This window comes from Jeongeupia chitinilytica (assembly GCF_014652315.1).
Lineage (GTDB): Bacteria > Pseudomonadota > Gammaproteobacteria > Burkholderiales > Chitinibacteraceae > Jeongeupia > Jeongeupia chitinilytica.
Genome location: NZ_BMYO01000008.1, coordinates 150,631 through 167,885 on the forward strand (window position 1 = coordinate 150,631; position 17,255 = coordinate 167,885).

A 17,255-nucleotide genomic window follows, 5' to 3' on the forward strand; every position below is an offset into this window, starting at 1 on the left:
GGCCGTATCCCAACCCGAACGAATCCGTATTCATGAGCTCACTCCGTTTTACCAAGATGCAGGGCCTCGGCAACGATTTCGTCGTCGTCGACGGCGTGCGCCAGCAGGTCTCGCTGGATGCAACGACGCTGCGCCGGCTGGGCGACCGCCATTTCGGCGTCGGTTTCGACCAACTGCTGCTGGTCGAGGCATCGGACACGCCGGGCATCGACTTCCGTTACCGGATCTTCAATGCCGACGGCAGCGAAGTCGAACAGTGCGGCAACGGTGCCCGCTGTTTTGCACGCTTCGTCGTCGACCAGGGCCTGACCGACAAGACCGAGATTGCGGTCGAAACGGCGCGCGGCGTCATCTATCCGCGGCTCGAGGCCGGTGGTGACGTTACCGTCGACATGGGGGCGCCGCGGTTCGTCCCGGCCGACGTTCCCTTCGTCGCCGACGCCGATGCGGTGATGCACGAACTCGACGTCGGCGGCGAGACCGTCGCGATCACCGTGGTGTCGATGGGCAATCCGCACGCGGTGCAGGTCGTGTCCGACGTCAACGGCGGCGCGGTCGAGCGCCTTGGCGCCGCCATCGAAAACCATCCGCGCTTTCCGGCGCGCGTCAACGCCGGTTTCATGCAGGTGCTGGCGCGCGACGAGATTGCGTTGCGCGTGCACGAGCGTGGCGCGGGCGAAACGCTGGCTTGCGGCACCGGCGCGTGTGCGGCGGTGGTTGCCGGTATCCGCCGCGGCCTGCTTGATGCAACGGTGCGCGTGCATACCCGCGGCGGGGACCTGAGTATCCGCTGGGCTGGCGACGGTCAGCCGGTGCTGATGACCGGCCCGGCCGTGACCGTGTTCGACGGCGTGATCGCGCTCTAGGCGTTGCGAGCCGTCACGCTCGGCAAGCTCCCCGGGGCTGGCGACCGTACGGCACTTCACATCACACACAAGTAGCAGCGATTCGAATCGAGGAGCAACGATGCAACCGCACGAAATCGTCGCCTGGCTGCAGGCCAACCCGGCGTTCTTTGATGATTTTGCCGACGAGATCGCGCAGATCTACGTGCCGCACCACCACCACGGCCAGGCCGTATCGCTGGCCGAGCGCCAGTTGGGGACGTTGCGCGAACGCACCCGCAAGCTCGAGTCGCGCATGGGGGCGCTGCTGCAGTTCGGTGAGGAGAACGACGTCACCAGCGAACGGCTGCACCGGCTGACGCTGGCCCTGCTGCGCGCCGACAGCATCGGCGGCGCGCTGGACGCGCTGCGTGCCGCGCTGGCCGGCGAATTCGGCCTGCACGACGTCGCGTTGCGGCTCTGGGGGCTGGCGCCGCTCGAGACCGACGCCCGGCTGCCCGAGCTGGCGCCGGCCGGCGATGCGACGCAGCGGCTGGCCGAACAGCTGGTGTCGCCGTATTGCGGCCCGCACCTCGGCGACGAATTGCGGGCGTGGTTCGGCGAGCGCGGTACCGCGTTGGCGTCGTTCGGACTGTTCGCGCTGCGCATTGACGGTGCGCCCGTCGGCGTGATGGTGCTGGCGAGCGAGGATGCCGAACGGTTCTATCCGGACATGGGGACGCTGTATCTGAACCGGCTGGCCGAACTCGTCGCCGCAACACTGTCGCGGCTGGCGCCGGTGCTGGACGATGCCGTCGCACTTCCCGAAAACGCCTGAGCCGTCGCGTCACCTCGGCGACTTCGACCATTTCGATACGGTGCTGGCCGCCGAAGCGGCCAGCGCGCTGACACGTTCGGCCTATCGCCGCGACCTGCTGGCACTGGCCGAACTCGCCGGCGACACCGATCTGGCAACGCTGCCGGTCAGGACCGCGCGCGGATTCGTCCGCATTCTGGTCGGCCGGCAGCTGTCCGGCCGCAGCGTCGCGCGCATGCTGTCGGCCTGGCGCAGCTTTTACCGGATCATGATGCGCGACCGCGGCTGGAGCGCGAACCCGTTTGCGACGGTGCGGGCCCCCAGAACCCCCAAGCCGCTGCCGGCGGCGTTCGATGCCGAGGCGGTCAACCGGCTGATCGACAACGTCGGTGATGACGAAGGAATCGACTGCCGCGACCGGGCCATCCTCGAATTGCTGTATTCGTCCGGGCTGCGGGTCGCCGAACTGGCTGCCCTGCCGCTGGCGCAGGTCGATCTGGTCGCCGGGCTGGCACGGGTGCTCGGCAAGGGCGGCAGGACCCGCGAAGTTCCGGTCGGCGCCACCGCGATCGAGGCCATCCGGCGCTGGCTGCTGATGCGGCCGCAGTACGCGGCGCAAGGTGTCGATACGCTGTTCGTCAGTATCCGCGGTACGCCGATGACCACCCGCGCGGTCGAGTACCGGTTGCGGCACTGGCAGCTCAAGCTCGGCCTGACCGAAAGGCTCTACCCGCACAAGCTGCGCCACAGCGTTGCCAGCCATCTGCTGCAACGCAGCCACGACCTGCGTGCGGTGCAGGAATTCCTGGGCCATGCCAACCTGAGCACGACGCAGATCTACACCCACCTCGATTTCGCGCACCTGAAGGAAGGCTACGACAAGGCGCACCCGCGTGCGAAGCGGAGCGACGACGAACGCCAGGACTGAGCGCCTGACTGGCCCCGTCCCGTTGCGGGCCGCCGCGAACGTCGCCGGAGGAGGTCAGCCGGGCTGATACTCGAACAGATCGTAGCCCATCTGCTGCTCGACCAGCTTGGTTGCCCGCAGCCGCAGCACGCCGGCCCCGGTATCGACGGCAAGCTCGCGAAGCGGGGCGTAGGTGCCCTTGGAGGCGGCGAGCTGGGCCGCCTGTTTGAGGACGGCGATTTCCGGAATCAGCAGTGCCGGCTGCGCCGGCGCCGCGTCGCGCGGGCCGGCGGTGCGGACCATCGCGGGGGTCGGCTGGGCACTCATGACCTGCAGGCCCATGTCGATACCGCCGTCGTCGCGCTGCTGCAGCCAGCGTACCGACGCGATCATCCACGGTTCGTCCGCCGAGGCGCGCAGGGCGACGATTTCCCCGGCCCGGGCGAGTTCGGGCTGCATGGCGTCGCTGCGGACGGCATAGCCTCCCGGGCTTTCGTTGACGATGCGCCACTGGCTGAATGTGGGCGATGCGGCGGCCGTGCCGATCTGCCCGGCACTGGTGGTGTGGACGGTCGCGGCGAGGCCGAGGCAGAGTTCGATGCGCGTATCGGCAAGGATGCGCTGGAACAGCCGCGTCGGCGCGATGCTCCACTGCCGGTTGACGCGGCGGAGGATCTCCATCCACATCAGCACCTTGGCGCGATCGTGCGCCTGCGGCGCCTTGGCTTCGAGTGCGTGCAGGGCGCGGAACAGCTTCTTGCCGAGTTCGATCGTGTCGACCAGCAGGGCGGCGCCGTCGATGCCGTCGGTATTGCGGGCGCCGACATACCGTGGCGGCTGGTCCTGATCGAGCCGCACCAGGAAGAAGCCGGCTGCGGCGCCGAGCCGGGATGGCGACTGGAAGCGGATCAGCGGCGCGTAGTTTTCGACCAGTTCGAGCACCTTGTCGAGTTCGTCCTGGGCGTAGCGCAGCGGATCGGCCAGCGCCAGCAGCAGCATGCGCTTGTACAGCAGGCTGCTGGTGTGCGGCTGCTCGTCCTTGCCTTCCTCGAGCAGCTTGTGTTCGCCGGCGTAGCGGAACAGCTGGTGCGACTCGCGCCAGAAACCGGTCGGCGTGCTCATGTAGATGCGGCTGGCTAGGCGCAACTGCTGGTAATGCGCATGCATCGTCTGCTGAATCGCCTGTGCGGCGAGGCGCTGGCCGCCGAACAGGCTGCGTTTTTCCAGCTTGTCGATCAGCGTGCGCTTGTATCCGGTGGCCAGCTCCTGCCACAAGGCGCGCATCAGTTGTGCGGCCTGGCGGGCGCGTTCGCCCAGCGGCAGACCCGGTACGCGGTACAGGGTTTCGAGTCCGCCGGCGAGCAGGCCGATTGCCGTGCCGTACTGTTCGAGCAGCGCATAGCGCTCGTCCGGCGCAATGCGGACGCGATTGCTGCTGGCCAGCGAGTCGAGCACCTGCCGGCCGGCGTCGAGCACCTGCGACATCGGCAGCTGGATCAGCCACTCGCGCAGTTTTGCGGGCTGGCGTTCGACGATGGCGTCGAGACGGGGGTCGAAATCGGGAAGGGCGAGCGTCAGCATCGTCAGGCCAGCGGCAGATCCTGGGTTTGGCCGTCGCTCGCAAGGGCGGCGTCGAGCGCGGCAAGCGCGCCATCGGCCAGCAGCCGGATTTCGTCGTCGAGCATCGTGTAGGGCGGCATGAAGTAAACGGTGTTGCCGATCGGCCGGACCAGCAGGCTCTGGTCGAGTGCGGCGGCAAAGTAGCGCTGGGCGAAGCCGGCGCCGGCGTCCGTGACGTCGAACGCCCAGATCATGCCGGTCCGGCGGAAGTGGGTGACGTGGGCGTGGTTGCGCAAGGGCCCGAACAGGGCGTCCCAGCGCTCGGCCCTGGCACGGTTGGCTTCGATCACGTTGTCGGATTCGAAAATGTCCAGCACCGCGTTGGCGGCGGCGCAGGCGAGCGGATTGCCGGTGTACGAGTGCGAGTGCAGGAAGCCGCGCGATACGTCGTCGTGATAGAAGGCTTCGAACACCTTGTCGCTGCACAGTACGCAGGCCAGCGGCAGGAAGCCGCCGGTGATGCCTTTCGACAGACAGAGCAGGTCCGGCTGCACGCCGGCTCCGCGGCTGGCGAACATCTCGCCGCTGCGGCCAAAGCCGACGGCGATTTCGTCGGCGATCAGCAGCACCTGATGGCGATCGCAGGCCGCGCGTGCCAGTTGCAGATAGCGCGGCGAATACATCGCCATGCCGGCGGCGCCCTGGACCAGCGGCTCGACGATCAGCGCGGCGATCTCGCCGTGATGGCGCGCCAGCAGGTGCTCGAGCCGGCTGGCGGCGCGGTCGGTCACGTCGTCGGCGGTTTCGCCCGGCAGGGCACGGCGCGGGTCGGGACTCGGTGCAACGAAATGCTGGCCGATCAGCGGCGCATAGGCGTCGCGGAACACCGGGACATCGGTGACGGCGAGTGCGCCGGCGGTTTCGCCGTGATAGCTGCCCTCGAGGTAGACGAAGCGGTGTTTGGCCGGGTGACCGACGTTGCGCCAGTAGTGGGCGGCCATTTTCAGTGCGATCTCGACTGCCGAGGCACCGTCGGAGCCGTAGAAGGCGTGACCGAGGCCGGACAGCGCGCCGAGCCGTTCGGACAGCCGCACCACCGGTTCGTGGGTGAAGCCGGCCAGCATCACGTGCTCGAGTTCGTCGAGCTGGGCCTTGATCGCGGCCTTGATGCGCGGCTCGCCATGACCGAACAGGTTCACCCACCAGCTCGACACCGCGTCCAGATAACGCCGGCCGTCGGCGTCGACCAGCCAGACGCCGTCGCCGCGGGCGATCGGAATCAGCGGGAGCGCTTCGTGGCGCTTCATCTGGGTGCAGGGATGCCAGACGGCGGCAAGGCTGCGGGCAAGCAGGTCGGAATTGGCCATGGGAAAACTTGCAGGTTCGGCCTCCCATTGTAGCTGCAAGCCGGCACCGAAAGGGGCGCCGTCCTTGCCGCTGTAGCCTTCTTGCGTCGTCATGGCAAAGCCGCTTGCCGGGGTCGTTTCCTTACAGGTGCCGACCGTATTTGCCGTTCGGTCGAACGACTGCAGGTTTTTTTCCATCGCCGCTGTCATATCCGCATTTGCTGTCCGACTCTGATGGGGAGAGACGCAATTGCGGCTCCCTTCAACCACCCGGAGATACGCATCATGGAAAAGAAACAACTGCTGGTTGCATCGGCCCTTGCCGCCGTGCTCGGTGCCACGCTGTCGGCCCCGACCGTCGCAGCCGACAAGGAGAAGTGCTACGGCGTCGCCAAGGCCGGCCAGAACGATTGCAAGGGTAACGGCCACTCGTGTGCCGGCCAGGCGAGCAAGGATATGGATCCGGGCGACTGGAAGTTCGTGCCGTCGGGCTCGTGCACCAAGATGGGCGGCACGACGAAGGCCATGTGAGCCTGCAGCGGGCCGGGTCCGCACGACCGGTCTGCTGGACGATGCCCATGACGATCATGAACGGACTGCATGTTCACCCGCTGCGCGCCGGTCTCGGCCTGCGCTCGCCGCACGTCCAGGACGTGCTGGCGCAACGGCCCGACGTCGGCTGGTGGGAGGTGCACAGCGAAAACTATTTCGGTGGTGGCCGGCCGGTCGCCCAGCTCGAAGCGGTGCGCGCCGATTACCCGGTCAGCCTGCATGGTGTCGGCCTCGGCCTCGGCAGTGCCGCACCGCTGGACCCCAACCATTTGGCCCGGCTGAAGATGCTGGCCGGACGGATCGAACCGGCAATGGTGTCGGAGCACCTGTGCTGGAACCGCGTACCCGGACGGTTTTTCAACGATCTGCTGCCGGTGCCGCGCCTCGACGGTGCGCTCGAACTGCTCGCGGCACGGGTCGATGAAGTCCAGACGGTACTGGGGAGGCAACTGCTGATCGAAAACGTGTCGAGCTATGTCGCGTTCGACGGCGAGACGGCGAGCGAAGCCGAGCTGCTGGCGGCGCTGGTGGCGCGAACCGGTTGCGGCGTGCTGCTCGACGTCAACAACCTGCACGTGAACACCCTCAATCTCGGCATCGACCCGCTGGCCGAAATCGAGCGCCTGCCGCAGGGCTGCGTCGGCGAAATCCATATCGCCGGATTCGAAGTCTGCGACGGCACGGCGATCGATACCCATGGCGCGCCGGTGTGCGACGCGGTGTGGGCGTTGCTCGATGCGGCGCTGGCGCGCTTCGGCCCGCAGCCCGTGCTGCTCGAGCGCGATACCCGTCTGCCACCGCTGACCGGCCTGCTGGACGAATACCGGCAACTCGCTGCCCGTGTCGACGCCGCGTGCGAGGCGCAAGCATGCTGAACTATGCCGACACGCTGGCCGGGTTTGCCCATACGCTGGAAAACGAGGCCGCCGACGCAGGCTGCGTGAGCGCGGCGACGCGGCGCAATCTGGCGATTTACCGCAACAATGTCCGGCTCAACCGCATCGACGCGCTCGAGTCTGCCTTCCCGACCGTGCTGGCGCTGGTCGGCCGCGACTGGTTCCGCGCGATGGCGCGTGCCTATGTCGGAGCGGAGCCGGCGGCCTCGGCGAACCTGCACGATGACGGCTGGGCGCTGGGCGCCTTTCTTGACGGTTTCGGCCCGGCGCAGACGCTGCCGTATCTGGCCGACGTAGCCCGGTTCGACTGGGCGCGCCACCGTGCGTGGTTCGCGGAGGATGCCGCGGCGCTGGACCCGGTCGCGCTGGCCGGAATCGACCCCGAACGGTTTGCACGCCAGCGCCTGCATCTGCATCCGTCGCTGGCGCTGGTCGTGTCCGGATGGCCGCTTGCCGACATCGCCGCGATGCACGACGGCGGGCCGCCGGCGCAGCCGGATGCGGGCGGACAGTCGGTCCTGGTCTGGCGCGAAGGCTGGTGCGCGCTGACGGCCGACGAGGCCGGCTGGCTGGGACGACTGCTGGCTGGCGACGAACTCGGCGACGCGCTCGCCAGCGCCGCCGATGACCCCAACCCGCTGCTGGCCCGCCTGTTTTCCACCGGTCTGGTCTGCGCACTCGAGGAGGGCGGGACATGAGCCTTTTCCATACGCTCGGACGTTGTTACTGCCGTGGCGAGGCATGGGTGGCCACGCTGGCGCCGTTGTTCGCGCTGGCCGCCCGGCTGTTCGTTGCCAAGGCATTCTTCCTGTCCGGCCTGACCAAGATCCGCGACTGGGATACGACGCTGCTGCTGTTCACCCAGGAATACCACGTGCCGATCCTGTCGCCAGCGATCGCTGCGCCGCTGGCCACGGCCGGGGAGCTGGTGCTGCCCGTGCTGCTGGTGCTGGGGCTGTTCGGCCGTTTTGCCGCGGCCGGGCTGTTCGTGCTCAACGCGGTGGCGGTGATCTCGTACCCCGGTCTGGAAGCGGTCGAAATCAAGGACCACGTACTGTGGGGCGTGCTGCTTGCCTATCTGCTGATCCACGGTTGTGGCAACTGGTCGCTTGACCGGTTCTGGCAGCGCCAGTGCCGGGCACGGCCGCAAACCAAGGAGTGAATAAGATGAAAATGCTGCTGACAGTCGAATTTCCGCCCGAGCCGTTCAACGCGTTGGTCCGCAGTGGCGAGGTGGCCGAGCTGATCGGGCGCATCCTTGCGGCCATGCAGCCGGAGGCGACGTATTTCACCGAGCAGGATGGCCAGCGCTGCGGGATCTTCGTCGTCGACGTCGCCACCGCGTCGGACGTGCCGCGGCTGGCCGAGCCTTTCTTCCTCAAGTTCGCGGCGACCTGCAAGTTCCGCATCGTGATGAGTCCGGCCGAGCTGCAACAGGCCGGGCTGGACCAGCTGGGCAAGACATGGGGCTGAGGCCGGTGCGGGCCGGCGTGCGATGCTGCTGGCCCGATTTCATCAGGGAGTGCGCTTGAAGCGAAGCGGAGAGCAGGACTGGACCGACGAAACCTATCTGGCGGGCTTGCGGCTGGCGCTGCTCCGCTTTGCCCGGCTGCAACTGCGCGATGCCGCAGCGGCCGAGGATGCGGTGCAGGAGGCGCTGATGGCGGCGTGGCTGCAATCCGGCGAGTTTGCCGGTCAGTCTGCGCACCAGACCTGGGTGTTCGGCATCCTGCGCCACAAGATCGTCGATACCTTGCGACGGCGCCAGCGGCTGGTCGGCCTGGCCGAACTCGGCGCCGAGGCCGACGACGAGGCGCTCGACGCACTGCTGTTCAACGCCAGTGGCCACTGGGACAAGCCGGCCAAACCACAGGCCTGGCCCGATCCGCAAACACTGCTGGCGCAACGGCAGTTCTGGCAGCTGTTCGAAGCCTGCCTCGATCACCTGCCGGAGCAGTACGCCCGGGTCTTCATGGCGCGCGAATTCCTCGGTCTGGAGGTCGCCGAGCTTTGCGCCGAATTCGAAGTCAGCGCCAACCACTGCAGCGTGTTGCTGTACCGGGCGCGCTTGCGGTTGCGGACCTGCCTTTCTGAAAAGGGGCTTTCGGCGGAGGACGATCATGGCCAACTGTAAGACCGTCTCGAAACTGCTGTCCGATGCGCTCGACCGGCCGCTGAACGCGCAGGAGTGGCTGCTCGTCCACGCGCACCTCCCGCTCTGCTCGGGGTGCCGCAATTTCCGCCGCCAGGTGCAGACCCTGCGGCAGGCCGGCGAACGGCTGCGCGACGGCGACGTGCCGACCGGGCCGTCGGGGCACGATTGATGACCGGCGGGAACGCGGCGGCATGATGCGCGCCCGGCCGACGGGTCCTTCCGTGGCCGCCTTCCGGCCGTCCGATCCTCCCGTAGTCCTTGCCCGGTTGCCCGGCGGGGACTAGAACGCCAGCACGTGTGCCGCGCCGCGGCCCGCAGCCGACAAGGAGTCGACCATGCAAGTGCAAGCGTATCTGATGCTCAACGGCCGCTGTGACGAAGCGCTGGCCTTTTACAAGCAGGCAGTCGGTGCCGAGGTGGGCCTGCTGATGCGCAACAAGGATGCACCGCCGGGGTCGGGGTGCGAGGGGCTGGACGAGGTCTGGCAGAACAAGGTGATGCACTGCAATTTCACCGTTGGCCAGACACAGCTGATGGCATCCGACGGCATGCCCGGCTCGCCGGCGACGACGATGAGCGGCTGTTCGCTGACGATCGCCCCCGACAGCCTGGAAAAAGGGCGCCAGATCTTCGATGCGCTCGCCGACGGCGGCAGCGTGCAGATGCCGTTTCAGCAGACCTTCTGGGCCAAGGGCTTCGGCATGCTGACCGACCGGTTCGGGGTCAACTGGATGGTCAACTTCGAGCAGTGAGGTTTTGGTCGGTCAGACCGGTTTGTCCGGTCGGTGCTGCGATTGCCGGTACAGCATGGACAGCTCGTTCAGCAACTGCTCGGGGGTATCGCCGAGCTCGCGCGCCTTGGCAACGATGCGCCGCTTGACCGCGCCTTTCAGCTGCACCAGCGCCAGATGGCGGGCCTGCGCAGCCTGCTGCGTACGATCCTCCGGCGTGACCGTAGCTGACGCGGTGGCAAACAGGACGGAGGGGTGGTCCCCGTCCTTGACGCCGTTGGGCAGTTTGAAATTCATGGGAGGCGATCGTAGCCGGTCTGTATGACCCGAATGTGATGTTTCTTACAAAATAGCCGAAATCGACGATGTGTGGCGAGACGTTGTAAGTATTTGCCTCGCAGTGTCGCCGTGCCGGGGCTCGGCGCCGTCCGCGGCGGCCTCAGAGCGCCAGTACCACCGGGGTCGTCGGCATCGCGCAGCAGATCAGCGCCTCGCCGTCGCGTGGCGTGTAGGCCGGCGGATTGGGGTAGCAGACACTGCCTTCGCGCAGCGGCGTGCTGCAGCTGCCGCACAGGCCGGCGCGGCAGCTGTAGGCCGGCGACAGCCCGCTGGCTTCGGCGGCTTCCAGCAGGGTCTGACCGGGCTGCCATTCGGTGCTGCCGCCGCTGCGTTCGAACCGCACGGCTTGCGCTACCGTCGGAGCCGGGATGGTCGCTGCGGCATCGGCCTCGAGCGGTTCGCCCTGACCGAAGAACTCGTAGTGGATGCGGTGTCGGGCGATGCCGAGCCCGCGCAGCGCCCAGTACGCCTGACGCATGAATCCGTCCGGACCGCACAGGTAGACGTCGTAGTCGTCGAGCGGCAGCAGGCTGCGCAGCAGGTCGGCATCGATGCGGCCGGCGCTGTCGTAATCGAGCCCGAGCCGGTCGGCTTCGTCGGGTTGCGAGTAACGGACGTGGAGCCGCAGTTTTCCGTGTTGTGCGGCCCGCTCGCGCAGCCGTGCGCCGAAGGCGTGTTCGCGGCCGTTGCGCGCGGCGTGGACGAACCAGACCGAGCGCGCACGGTGAGGTTCGCCGCCGGGCGGTGCCAGCGCATCGAGCATCGCCAGCATCGGCGTGATGCCGACGCCGCCGCTCAGCAGGATGACCGGGCGGGTACTCGCCGCGTCGAGCACGAACCGGCCGCGCGGCGCCTGTGCGTCGAGCAGGTCGCCTGCCTGCAGTGCATCGTGCAGCTGCGCCGACACGCGGCCTTCGCGTTTGACCGAGATCCGGTACGTCTGCCCGTCGGCGGCCTGCGACAGCGAATACGTCCGCGTCAGCAGCCCCAGTCCCGGCACGTCGACCCGGATCGGCAGGAACTGGCCGGGCTGGTAGGGCACGACGCCGAGGTCGTCGGCCGGCTGAAGGTGGAACGAGGTGATCGTCTCGCTCTCGCGGACGCGTTGCAGCACGCGCAACGGCCGGTACCGGTCGGCGAGCTGTACCAGTGCCACCGCCTTGTCGACGGCCTGCCAGTCGCCGGTGCCGGCGAGGATCGGCGACGTTTCGCGCAAGGCCCAGCGCAGCGGCAGCCGGCCGCGCAGCCGCACGACCCGGTCGACGCGGAAACGGACCAGCCGCTCGGCACCGGCAAAGGCGAGCAACTCGTCGCCCTCCCAGACGATCTCGCCACGGCCGGCCAGATACAGCAGGTCGCCGCTGTCGAAGTCGGGGAACAGCAGGCCGGCGCGCGGGTTGGCCTGCAGGTTGCCGAGGGTGTTGAAGTGGAAGTTGCCGACGAAATCGGGCCAGGTCAGCGTGTTGCCGTCGATGCGGACAAAGCCGGGCTTGCCGCCGCGGTGCGAGACGTCGCTGCCGTCACGGCCGGTCTCGCTGGCCGCGCCGGTTTCGGTGAAGTGGGTGGCGATGAAGAAGGTGTCGGCCGCGGTGATCTGCGCCATCGCCGCAGCGTCGAGCGTCGTCGTCCGTTCCGGCGGTGCCGGTACGGCGTCGGGGACGACGCGGCGGTAATCGCGCTTCTGGATGTATTGCGGGCAGTTGCCGAAGCTCTGCGTGACCGCGACCGAGATGCCGTGCGCGTCGGCCTCGCCGATTCGGCCGTTCATCCGGTTGCGCCGGCGGGTTTCCAGCTCGATGCCGAGCAGGCCGACCGATGCGCCGGACTGCAGCGCGGCGGCGAGCGGGTCGTCGCTTACCGGTCGGGCGTCGAGCCGCAGCGTGCGCGGCTCGGGTGAATGGGCAAAACCCGGATCGCCGACCAGCAGCGTTGCCCATGGCTGGCCTTCGGCGTCGACGGCGCCGAGGACGACGAAAGGCAACTGGCTGAAGAACTCGCGGTGCTGGTCGGGCATGTAGCCACGGACGACCTGGCGGCCGATGGCTTCGACCTTGTCGCGCACGCCGACCCGTGTCTGGACCGCCTGCTCGCCGGGATGAAACGGCGAGACCTCGTGTGACCATCCTGCCAGCGCCATGGTGAGCTCCTGAAAACCTGTTTGCGCGATCCTGCCGGCGGCGCCGGATGACCGCCCTTGCAGACTTTCCGGTACCGCACGTGTCGTGCAGGGGCGGTTACGCCGCGGCCAGCCCGACCGCGGTCGTCACCAGCGGTACGAAGCCGGGCAGTGCTTCGATGCGCGCCAGCCACGCGCGGATGTGCGGGTAATCGGCCAGCGACACGTCGCCTTCTGGCGCATGGGCGATGTAGCCGTAGCAAGCGACATCGGCAATGGTCGGGTCGCTGCCGGCCAGCCAGGGACGGGTCGCCAGCTCGGCGTCGACCACCGCAAACAGCGCGTGGCTGCGGGCGATCAGCGCGGCCGCGTCGAGCTTGGCGCCGAACACGTTGACCAGCCGCGCCTGCGCCGGACCGAAGGCCACCGGCCCGGCCGCCACCGACAGCCAGCGCTGCACCTGCGCGGCACCGAGCGGGTCGGTCGGCAGCCAGCGGCCGGCCCCGTAGCGCAGCGCCAGATAGGTGAGGATGGCGTTCGAGTCGGCCAGCACCGTACCGTTGTCGTCGATCACCGGCACCTGGCCGAAACGGTTCAGTGCGAGGAATTCGCTGCTTTTCTGTGCGCCGCCCTTGAGGTCGACTTCGACCAGCTCATGGGGCAGGCCGAGCAGGCTCAGCAGCAGCTCGACGCGGTGGCTGTGGCCGGACAGACGGTGACGGTACAGGCGGATGGGACGGGTGCTCATGATGCGGACCTCGCGTGTCGGGGAGTGGTGTCATGCAGTGTGGATAATGCGTGTGCTGGAATAAATGCGAGTTTCGTGATTTAACTAATCCGATAATCGGAGTAATCGGGTCACGGAGCAGCGTTATGGACAAACTGCGGGCGATGCAGACCTTCGTCGCCATCGTCGAGTGCGGCAGCCTGACCGCTGCGGCGCGCGTACTGACCTCGTCGCTGCCGGCGGTGGTGCGCACGCTGGCAACGCTGGAGGAGGCGCTGGGGGTGCGGCTGCTCAATCGCACCACTCGGCGGATCTCGCTGACCGACGAGGGGCGCGACTATCTCGAAAGCTGCCGGCAGATTCTCGGCGCGATCGACGAGGCCGAGCAGCGGCTGTCGGACCGGCAGGACGAGGCGAGCGGCCGGCTGGTCGTCACCGCATCGGTGCTGTTCGGCCAGATGTACGTCGCACCGGCGGTGACACGCTTCCTGCAGGCACACCCGAAGGTCCAGTGCCGGCTGGTGCTGCTCGACCGTGTCGCCAACCTGATCGAGGAGGGGATCGACGTCGGCATCCGCATCGGTCCGCTCGACGACTCCAGCCTGATCGCCCGGCGTGTCGGCGAAATCCACCGCATCGTCGCGGCCAGTCCGGATTACCTCTCGCGCTACCCGGCGCCGCAGCATCCCGGCGATCTCGCCCACGCCAACTGCATCCGCTTTACCGGCAACGGCCGCACCACCTGGCTGTTCCAGGACCAGGGGCGGCCGCTGAGCGTGCCGGTTTCGGGCAGCCTGGAGTGCAACCACGGCCTGCCTGCGGTCGAGGCCTGCATCGCCGGGCTCGGCATCGGCCAGTTCCTTTCCTACCAGATCACCGGACACCTCGCCGCCGGCCGGCTTGTGCCGTTGCTGCCGGCATTCCAGTTGCCGCCGCTGCCGGTGCACATCGTCTACCCGCACGCCGGCCTGCTGCCTCACCGGACCCGGCTGTTCATCCAGTGGATGAAACAGGCGCTGGCGGGCTGAGCCGCCGGGCATGGAAAAGGCCCCACAGCGTGGGGCCTTGCGGTCAACCGGCGTACAGCCGGGAAGGGGTCACCTGACCTTGCGGATCACCGGCGGCTGCCACGAGCCGTCGGTAATGCCGGCCTTGCCCCAGTACGCGCGGATGTACAGCGAGAAGCTGTCCTTCGGTGCCGGCAGCCAGTTGCTTTCCTTGGCCTTGCCCGGCGACTTCGCGCCGACGTACAGGGTCAGCGAACCGTCGGCGTTGCGCTTCAGGTCCTTGTTCTTCGTGCCGAGCGAGAAGCGCTTCAGCTCGTTCGGGTAGAAGAAGTGGTGCTTGTTGTACAGCGTCATCGACCAGAAGCCCTGGACCGGCGGCTCCTGGCCGGCGGCGAAGGTGACTTCGTAGCTGTTCTTGCCGTCGAGCTGCACCTTGGCGGCGTCGTTGTCGGTGTAGAAGTACTGGGTCTCGTTCGGACGGTTGTCGAACATGTTCGACTTGGACGTGCCGGTCCGGTTGAAGTAGTCCAGTCCCCACTGCGCGTTGTTGACCGAGCGGTTCCAGCCGTTGCCGGCCGGCACGCCGTTGTGCTTCCACTGGTGGAACTGCTTGATCGTGTCTTCCTCGGCCTGCTTGGCGGTATCCACCATCAGCTTCTTCACCGCCGGATCCTTGGCACCGGCGTCGAGCAGCGAGCGGTATTGCGCGTACAGCGCTTCCTCGCCCGGCAGCGGCGGCACGGCATCGAGCACGGCGCCGAGCTGGTCGAAGAACTTCTCCGGCACGACCCACTTGGTCTCGCCGCCACCGCTCGACTTCGGCCCCTGGATGGCCTTCGAGTCGGCCCAGGTCACGGTCTTCATCTTGCCGTCGAACTGCGACAGCGGGTAGGCGACGACCTGGTTCAGCAGCGGCTGGATCGCCTTGCGGTCGGCGGCGGTGTCGTCCATGAACACGCGCGGAATGCCGTTGGCCAGCGCCGTGCTGCTGCGGACCACGGCCTGGATGCCGGCCGGCTTTTCACCCTTCCAGTTCGGGCCGACCAGCAGGTAGAAGCCCGGCTTGCTGTGATACGGCTTGCCCAGTTCGCCGAACTGGTCGGTGCGCTGGTCGTACAGCGCGTAGACCCAGAAACGGTCGCCGAAGTCCGGCACCTGGATCACCACCGGTTCTTCGTCGAGCGAGAAGAAGCCCAGGCCGTAGGCGACGTCCTGATTCGGGCAGGCGATGAAATTCTGCGACGGGTCGATGTAGTCGTTCAGCATGCTGATCTGGCCGCGCGGTGCGGCCGGCAGCACGCCGTTGAGCTTGCCCGGATACGGTGCCTTGGTGATCGCGTTGAAGCGGTTCTGCATGTTCACCAGCGGCCAGCCCCAGACGTAGGCGCTGCGTGCCAGTGTCTTGACGTACTCGGCCGGCATCTGCACGCCCTTGGCCGGCTGGGCCAGCGCGGCAGCTTGCGGCGCCGGGGCGGTGGTTGCGGCAGCAGTGGCGGCGACCGGCGCAATCAGCGCCAGCGACACCAGCGCGGTCAGTGCGGATTTCGGCGTGAAGGATTTCATCGGGGTTCCTTTGTCATGTGTTCTGGTAAAAACAGGGTAAATGGCGGCGGGGGCCGGTTGCAACCGGGCCGGTGGCCCCGGTCCCGCATGCCGGATGCAAATCCGTCTACTTCACCTTGACGATGTCGTCCGGCTTCCACGTCTGGTCGTAGAACGCATCGCCGGTGCCGTACAGCCGCACCGCGACGAGGAAGTCGCGACCCGGAATGGTCTTGATGTAGGCCGCGTCGACCACGCCTTGCGGCTTCTCCGGACCGAACCAGATATCGATCGATCCGTCGGCCTGCTTCGGAATGTCGTAGTAGCCGTTGGTCGACGGCAGCAGCTGCGAGGTTTCCGGCATGGTGCCGTCGGTGACGTTGTAGGCGGTCACGGCCCAGAACAGCTCGGCCGGGATGCCGGCCGGCAGGCGCAGCTTGTAGCTGTGCGAGCCGTTCATGAAGTTGCCGCTGGCATCACGCGTGGTGAACGGGTACTTCGAACCCGCGCCGGTGGTGTGCATCGCCATCGCAGGCGCCGACGAGTACGCGTACTGGAAGAAGCCGGCGCGCTGGGCGACGTCCAGATAACTTTCCTGCATCCAGTCGGCAGTGCCGCCGGCCCAGGCGGATTCGTACTGGCGATCCTTGTAGTAGCGGTTGCGGCCGTCCTCGCGACCGAGCTGGCGGGTGGCGAGGATCATCTTCGGCGCGGTTTCGACCGCCTTCTGCAGCAGCTTCTGCTGCTGGGCATTCGGCTTGAACGGCTGGCCCTTGACGATGCCGATCGAGGCCAGCGCACCGCGGGTTTCCAGATCGATCGCGTCGACCGGTTCGTAGTCGACGAAGGCCTTGAGCTTGGCCCAGAACTGGCTGTCGGTCGGATACATCATGTTGATGTTCTTGCCGCTGGCGTCCGGGAACTGCATCGGCTTGGCGTCCTTCTCCGGCGTGAACAGCGGGTAGACGCGGGTCAGTTCGGCGTTCTTCACCGCCGGTGCCGGATCCGGCTTGCCGGCGTTCTCGCCGGTGCCCTTGGCCATGATGGTGCGGAAGAACAGGAAGACGTTGTAGGTCTTGGACTTGACCGCGAAATAGCCACCCGGCACCGGGCCGGTCCAGTCCGGCGGCAGCAGCAGGTAGAGGCCGCCGCGCGCACGGTCCGGGCCGATCGCGCCGACGTCGGTCAGCGTGCGCTGGAAGAAGTCGGTGAACATGCCGATGACGTTGGGCGGTGCCTTCACCACCAGCGGCCCGGTTTCCTTCAGGTCGAGGTAGCTCATCGAGTAGATCACGTCGGCGTTGGGCGTCGGCACCATGGTGCGGCTGTCCATGCGCTGCTTCCAGATCGGCAGCACGTTGTAGCCGGCGCCGAACAGCTTTTCCGAGCCGTCACGCATGCCGATGGTGTTCAGCAGCGGGATCATCGTCATGTAGCTGTGTACCGCGTTCTGGTAGTACAGCTCGTCGCGCAGGCTTTCGGCTTCCTTCTGGTCGAGCCAGTTGCCGTGGTTGATCTGCTTGATCAGCGGGGATTCGGGCGCCGCGGCCCGGATGGCCGGCGCAAAACACAGTGCCACGGCCAGAACCGGGCTGGCGATTTTCCAGTGCTTGAGCATGCTGCGTTCTCCTTCGAACAGGGGCTGTTCTGGTATTGACCGGCCTGGCGCGTCGTAAATTGTCGGCAGACGGCCGGGCGGGCGGGGGTTATTGTGGGTTTGACGGCCGGACCGGCGG

Annotated in this window: 19 protein-coding genes; 12 read left to right on the forward strand and 7 right to left on the reverse strand. The window is 67.4% G+C overall.

Annotated features, from left to right (window positions below):
* Nucleotides 1-32: 32 nt before the first annotated feature.
* From dapF to IE097_RS15145, 3 genes are all read left to right on the forward strand, one after another.
* The gene (gene dapF, locus IE097_RS15135; RefSeq protein ID WP_189461693.1) at nt 33-866 is read left to right on the forward strand and encodes a diaminopimelate epimerase; all 834 of its coding nucleotides are present in this window, start codon (nt 33-35) and stop codon (nt 864-866) included.
* Nucleotides 867-966: 100 nt separating this feature from the next.
* Nucleotides 967-1,662 (forward strand): DUF484 family protein, encoded by a 696-nt coding sequence (locus tag IE097_RS15140; RefSeq protein ID WP_189461694.1) that lies wholly within the window; start codon nt 967-969, stop codon nt 1,660-1,662.
* Nucleotides 1,634-2,569 carry a tyrosine recombinase XerC gene (locus tag IE097_RS15145; protein WP_189461695.1) on the forward strand — a complete coding sequence of 312 codons (936 nt, stop codon included), beginning with the start codon at nt 1,634-1,636 and terminating at the stop codon, nt 2,567-2,569. Before IE097_RS15140 ends, IE097_RS15145 begins: the two co-directional genes overlap by 29 nt.
* A 54-nt stretch (nt 2,570-2,623) precedes the next feature.
* Here IE097_RS15145 and IE097_RS15150 read toward each other — a convergent pair whose 3' ends face one another.
* Entirely contained in the window at nt 2,624-4,129 is a 1,506-nt protein-coding gene (locus IE097_RS15150; protein WP_189461696.1) for a cyclic-di-GMP receptor FimW-related protein, read from the reverse strand.
* Between the two features lie 2 nt (nt 4,130-4,131).
* Nucleotides 4,132-5,568 (reverse strand): adenosylmethionine--8-amino-7-oxononanoate transaminase, encoded by a 1,437-nt coding sequence (locus IE097_RS15155; RefSeq protein WP_229797609.1) that lies wholly within the window; start codon nt 5,566-5,568, stop codon nt 4,132-4,134.
* 171 nt (nt 5,569-5,739) lie between these two features.
* On the opposite strand from IE097_RS15155, the gene IE097_RS15160 reads away from it, so the two are divergent.
* The 8 genes from IE097_RS15160 to IE097_RS15195 all read left to right on the forward strand — a co-directional run bounded on the left by IE097_RS15160 (nt 5,740) and on the right by IE097_RS15195 (nt 9,809).
* Nucleotides 5,740-5,985, forward strand: coding sequence for a BufA1 family periplasmic bufferin-type metallophore (locus IE097_RS15160; RefSeq protein ID WP_189461697.1), 246 nt, complete (start codon nt 5,740-5,742; stop codon nt 5,983-5,985).
* Between the two features lie 47 nt (nt 5,986-6,032).
* Nucleotides 6,033-6,881 carry an MNIO family bufferin maturase gene (gene bufB / locus IE097_RS15165; protein ID WP_229797610.1) on the forward strand — a complete coding sequence of 283 codons (849 nt, stop codon included), beginning with the start codon at nt 6,033-6,035 and terminating at the stop codon, nt 6,879-6,881.
* Nucleotides 6,875-7,600: an HvfC/BufC N-terminal domain-containing protein gene (locus tag IE097_RS15170; protein WP_189461698.1), complete on the forward strand. Its 726-nt coding sequence runs from the start codon at nt 6,875-6,877 to the stop codon at nt 7,598-7,600. Before bufB ends, IE097_RS15170 begins: the two co-directional genes overlap by 7 nt.
* Nucleotides 7,597-8,064 (forward strand): DoxX family protein, encoded by a 468-nt coding sequence (locus tag IE097_RS15175; protein ID WP_189461699.1) that lies wholly within the window; start codon nt 7,597-7,599, stop codon nt 8,062-8,064. Before IE097_RS15170 ends, IE097_RS15175 begins: the two co-directional genes overlap by 4 nt.
* 5 nt (nt 8,065-8,069) lie before the next feature.
* Nucleotides 8,070-8,375, forward strand: coding sequence for a panthothenate synthetase (locus tag IE097_RS15180; protein WP_189461700.1), 306 nt, complete (start codon nt 8,070-8,072; stop codon nt 8,373-8,375).
* 55 nt (nt 8,376-8,430) lie between these two features.
* On the forward strand, nt 8,431-9,036 hold the full coding sequence (locus IE097_RS15185; RefSeq protein WP_229797611.1) for a sigma-70 family RNA polymerase sigma factor: 606 nt from the start codon (nt 8,431-8,433) through the stop codon (nt 9,034-9,036).
* A complete protein-coding gene (locus IE097_RS15190) occupies nt 9,023-9,226 on the forward strand; it encodes a zf-HC2 domain-containing protein (protein ID WP_189461702.1) in 204 nt (67 codons plus the stop codon). The genes IE097_RS15185 and IE097_RS15190 overlap by 14 nt, the downstream gene beginning before the upstream one ends.
* A 166-nt stretch (nt 9,227-9,392) precedes the next feature.
* Nucleotides 9,393-9,809 carry a VOC family protein gene (locus IE097_RS15195; protein ID WP_189461703.1) on the forward strand — a complete coding sequence of 139 codons (417 nt, stop codon included), beginning with the start codon at nt 9,393-9,395 and terminating at the stop codon, nt 9,807-9,809.
* A 12-nt stretch (nt 9,810-9,821) separates the two neighbouring features.
* Here IE097_RS15195 and IE097_RS15200 read toward each other — a convergent pair whose 3' ends face one another.
* The 3 genes from IE097_RS15200 to IE097_RS15210 all read right to left on the reverse strand — a co-directional run bounded on the left by IE097_RS15200 (nt 9,822) and on the right by IE097_RS15210 (nt 12,991).
* Entirely contained in the window at nt 9,822-10,085 is a 264-nt protein-coding gene (locus IE097_RS15200; RefSeq protein ID WP_189461704.1) for a hypothetical protein, read from the reverse strand.
* A 142-nt stretch (nt 10,086-10,227) separates the two neighbouring features.
* Nucleotides 10,228-12,264 (reverse strand): pyridoxamine 5'-phosphate oxidase family protein, encoded by a 2,037-nt coding sequence (locus IE097_RS15205; protein ID WP_189461705.1) that lies wholly within the window; start codon nt 12,262-12,264, stop codon nt 10,228-10,230.
* A gap of 97 nt (nt 12,265-12,361) precedes the next feature.
* Nucleotides 12,362-12,991: a glutathione S-transferase family protein gene (locus tag IE097_RS15210; RefSeq protein WP_189461706.1), complete on the reverse strand. Its 630-nt coding sequence runs from the start codon at nt 12,989-12,991 to the stop codon at nt 12,362-12,364.
* 125 nt (nt 12,992-13,116) lie between these two features.
* Here IE097_RS15210 and IE097_RS15215 point away from each other — a divergent pair, with 125 nt between their 5' ends.
* Nucleotides 13,117-13,998 (forward strand): LysR family transcriptional regulator, encoded by an 882-nt coding sequence (locus IE097_RS15215; protein WP_189461707.1) that lies wholly within the window; start codon nt 13,117-13,119, stop codon nt 13,996-13,998.
* Between the two features lie 69 nt (nt 13,999-14,067).
* Here IE097_RS15215 and IE097_RS15220 read toward each other — a convergent pair whose 3' ends face one another.
* Nucleotides 14,068-15,540, reverse strand: coding sequence for a DUF1254 domain-containing protein (locus IE097_RS15220; RefSeq protein ID WP_229797612.1), 1,473 nt, complete (start codon nt 15,538-15,540; stop codon nt 14,068-14,070).
* A 106-nt stretch (nt 15,541-15,646) separates the two neighbouring features.
* Complete coding sequence (locus IE097_RS15225) at nt 15,647-17,137, reverse strand: DUF1254 domain-containing protein (RefSeq protein ID WP_189461708.1); 1,491 nt, start codon at nt 17,135-17,137, stop codon at nt 15,647-15,649.
* Between the last annotated feature and the right edge of the window lie 118 nt (nt 17,138-17,255).

Bases quoted from the DNA above. Each gene is read 5' to 3' on its own strand.
- dapF (WP_189461693.1), top strand. From the start codon at position 33: ATGAGCTCACTCCGTTTTACCAAGATGCAGGGCCTCGGCAACGATTTC.
- IE097_RS15140 (WP_189461694.1), top strand. From the start codon at position 967: ATGCAACCGCACGAAATCGTCGCCTGGCTGCAGGCCAACCCGGCGTTC.
- IE097_RS15145 (WP_189461695.1), top strand. From the start codon at position 1,634: ATGCCGTCGCACTTCCCGAAAACGCCTGAGCCGTCGCGTCACCTCGGC.
- IE097_RS15150 (WP_189461696.1), bottom strand. From the start codon at position 4,129: ATGCTGACGCTCGCCCTTCCCGATTTCGACCCCCGTCTCGACGCCATC.
- IE097_RS15155 (WP_229797609.1), bottom strand. From the start codon at position 5,568: ATGACGACGCAAGAAGGCTACAGCGGCAAGGACGGCGCCCCTTTCGGT.
- IE097_RS15160 (WP_189461697.1), top strand. From the start codon at position 5,740: ATGGAAAAGAAACAACTGCTGGTTGCATCGGCCCTTGCCGCCGTGCTC.
- bufB (WP_229797610.1), top strand. From the start codon at position 6,033: ATGACGATCATGAACGGACTGCATGTTCACCCGCTGCGCGCCGGTCTC.
- IE097_RS15170 (WP_189461698.1), top strand. From the start codon at position 6,875: ATGCTGAACTATGCCGACACGCTGGCCGGGTTTGCCCATACGCTGGAA.
- IE097_RS15175 (WP_189461699.1), top strand. From the start codon at position 7,597: ATGAGCCTTTTCCATACGCTCGGACGTTGTTACTGCCGTGGCGAGGCA.
- IE097_RS15180 (WP_189461700.1), top strand. From the start codon at position 8,070: ATGAAAATGCTGCTGACAGTCGAATTTCCGCCCGAGCCGTTCAACGCG.
- IE097_RS15190 (WP_189461702.1), top strand. From the start codon at position 9,023: ATGGCCAACTGTAAGACCGTCTCGAAACTGCTGTCCGATGCGCTCGAC.
- IE097_RS15195 (WP_189461703.1), top strand. From the start codon at position 9,393: ATGCAAGTGCAAGCGTATCTGATGCTCAACGGCCGCTGTGACGAAGCG.
- IE097_RS15200 (WP_189461704.1), bottom strand. From the start codon at position 10,085: ATGAATTTCAAACTGCCCAACGGCGTCAAGGACGGGGACCACCCCTCC.
- IE097_RS15205 (WP_189461705.1), bottom strand. From the start codon at position 12,264: ATGGCGCTGGCAGGATGGTCACACGAGGTCTCGCCGTTTCATCCCGGC.
- IE097_RS15210 (WP_189461706.1), bottom strand. From the start codon at position 12,991: ATGAGCACCCGTCCCATCCGCCTGTACCGTCACCGTCTGTCCGGCCAC.
- IE097_RS15215 (WP_189461707.1), top strand. From the start codon at position 13,117: ATGGACAAACTGCGGGCGATGCAGACCTTCGTCGCCATCGTCGAGTGC.
- IE097_RS15220 (WP_229797612.1), bottom strand. From the start codon at position 15,540: ATGAAATCCTTCACGCCGAAATCCGCACTGACCGCGCTGGTGTCGCTG.
- IE097_RS15225 (WP_189461708.1), bottom strand. From the start codon at position 17,137: ATGCTCAAGCACTGGAAAATCGCCAGCCCGGTTCTGGCCGTGGCACTG.